We start from the raw sequence: 2,440 nt of genomic DNA, 5'->3' as shown, positions 1-2,440 counted from the left end.
CGCCAGCACTGAGCTTTGCCAGCAATTCCTGCTCGAACGCCTTTGCTAGCGGCACCATCTCGCGATAGGCGGCAAGGCCCGCTCCAGTCAGCATCAGGTGCTCGATTCGGCGGTCATTTTCATCCGGTTTTCGCGTGAGCCAGCGGCGCCGTTCGAGCTCGGCGACGGCGCGCGAAACCTTGGTCTTGTGCATCGCCGACTGTTCGCCGAGCGCCGTCGCGGTCATGCTGCCGTGCTGTCCGAGGCCGGCCAGCGTGCGCCATTCGGGCCGCGTCAGGCCGTGGCGATCCTTGTAAATCCTTGAGAATTCGCGGCTGACGGCATCGGCGAGCCGGTAGAGCCGGTAGGGCAGGAAGCTTTCGAGTTCGAGGACGTCCAAGGTTTTGTATCCCGGCAGGCACCGCGGTTGATAGTTACATTTTCGATGGTTACAAATGAAACCAATTACGTCAATGCCAGGGTGCCGCAACCGTTGGAGGCGAGGAGCGCTCTGTCAGTTTCCAGGGAGGATGCCATGGCCTATTCCTACATGCTGGGGTTCGGCAACGACTTCGAAACCGAAACCTTGCCTGGCTCGCTGCCGCAGGGGCGGAATTCGCCGCAGCGGCCGGCCTACGGTCTCTATGCCGAGCAGCTTTCCGGCTCGCCCTTCACCGCGCCGCGCGGCACCAACGAGCGCTCCTGGCTCTATCGCATCAGGCCGAGCGTCAGGCACACCGGCCGCTTCAAACCAGCGAACTATCCGCTGTGGAAGAGCGCGCCGAATGTCGGCGATCACGAACTGGCGCTCGGCCAATATCGCTGGAGCCCGGTGCCGATGCCGAAGGAGCCGACCGACTTCATTGCCGGCATCCGCAGCATCACCACCGCTGGCGACGTGCTCGGCCAGACCGGCATGGCGGCTCATGTCTATGTCGCCAACCGTTCGATGGTCGACGACCATTTCTTCAACGCCGACGGCGAGCTGCTGGTCGTGCCGCAGGTCGGCAGCCTGCGCTTCGTTACCGAAATGGGCGTCATCGAATTGCGACCGGGCGAGATCGCCGTGCTGCCGCGCGGCCTCGTGTTCAAGGTCGAACTCGTCGATGAAACAGTGCGCGGCTATGTCTGCGAGAATTACGGCGCCAAGCTGACGCTGCCGGATCGTGGCCCGATCGGCGCCAATTGCCTGGCCAATCCGCGCGATTTCAAGACGCCTTGCGCCTGGTTCGAGGACAAGGAGACGCCGTGCCGGCTGACCGTGAAATGGTGCGGCCAATTCCATGCCACCGAGATCGGCCATTCGCCGCTCGACGTGGTGGCGTGGCACGGCAATTACGCGCCCTATAAATATGATCTTGAGACCTTTTCGCCGGTCGGCGCGATCCTGTTCGACCATCCCGATCCATCGATCTTCACGGTGCTGACCGCGCCGAGCGGCGAGGAGGGCACCGCCAACATCGACTTCGTCATCTTCCCGCCGCGCTGGCTGGTGGCTGAAAACACGTTCCGCCCGCCTTGGTACCACCGCAACATCATGAGCGAGTTCATGGGCCTGATCCACGGCCAGTACGACGCCAAGGAGGAGGGCTTCGTTCCGGGCGGCATCAGCCTGCACAATCTGATGCTGGCCCACGGGCCTGACGCGTCTGGCTTCGAAAAGGCCTCGCGCGCTGAGCTGAAACCGGTCAAGCTCGACAACACCATGGCCTTCATGTTCGAGACGCGATTCCCGCAGATGCTGACCCGCTACGCCGCCGAGCTCGAAACCCGGCAGGACAATTACATCGACTGCTGGGCCGATCTGAAGAAGCGCTTCAACGGCACGCCGGAGGGCGACTGGTCTTGAGCGCTGATCCAACGCGGGATCGGCTGGTGCTGCTGGGCTCGAAGGGCGGCCCGGCACTTCGGCCGGGCGGACCGTGGCCGAGCTCGTCGGTGTTGGAGATCGGAGGGCGCTACATCGTCGTCGATTGCGGGCTTGGCGTGACGCGCGGGCTCGCCGATGCCGGCATCAGCCCGAAGGCGCTAGACCTGGTCTTCATCACGCATCTGCATTCCGACCATGTGCTGGAACTCGGTCCGCTGGTCCACACCGCCTGGACGGCGGGTCTGGCGACACCGGTCACCGTGTTCGGCCCGCCCGGCACCGGCCATTACTGGCAGCGTTTTTGTCAGGCGATGGAATTCGACATCGAGACACGCATTGTCGACGAAGGCCGGCCTGATATCGAAGATATGGTTTCGATTGTCGAGTTCGGCGAAGGCCGAGTGATGGAGGAACGTGGCCTGAAGGTTTCGGCGCTGCGCGTCGACCATCCGCCGGTGACCGACTGCTTCGCGGTGCGCTTCGAGCATGCCGGACAAAGCGTGGTGTTCTCCGCCGATACGGCATTCTTTCCGCCATTGGCCGATTTTGCCAAGGGCGCCGACATCCTCGTCCATGAAGCGATGCTGGAGG

General features: G+C 63.3%; 3 protein-coding genes. 2 read left to right on the top strand and 1 reads right to left on the bottom strand.

The features are described 5' to 3' along the window. A partial coding sequence (locus tag EOA85_RS32695; protein ID WP_164760040.1) for a MarR family transcriptional regulator occupies nt 1–379 on the bottom strand: 379 nt, incomplete at its 3' end. Between the two features lie 135 nt (nt 380–514). Here EOA85_RS32695 and hmgA point away from each other — a divergent pair. Both hmgA and EOA85_RS32685 read left to right on the top strand, forming a co-directional pair. Beyond that, a complete protein-coding gene (gene hmgA / locus EOA85_RS32690) occupies nt 515–1,828 on the top strand; it encodes a homogentisate 1,2-dioxygenase (RefSeq protein ID WP_127212467.1) in 1,314 nt (437 codons plus the stop codon). Next, nucleotides 1,825–2,440, top strand: a 616-nt coding sequence (locus EOA85_RS32685) for an MBL fold metallo-hydrolase (protein WP_164760039.1), incomplete at its 3' end; no start/stop codon positions are given. The genes hmgA and EOA85_RS32685, both read left to right, overlap by 4 nt.

Source organism: Mesorhizobium sp. M5C.F.Ca.IN.020.29.1.1, from assembly GCF_003997375.1.
In the GTDB taxonomy this organism is placed as follows: Bacteria; Pseudomonadota; Alphaproteobacteria; order Rhizobiales; family Rhizobiaceae; genus Mesorhizobium; species Mesorhizobium wenxiniae.
The sequence above is the reverse complement of the archived record's forward strand: the minus strand, read 5'-3'. Positions and strand labels throughout refer to the sequence as shown.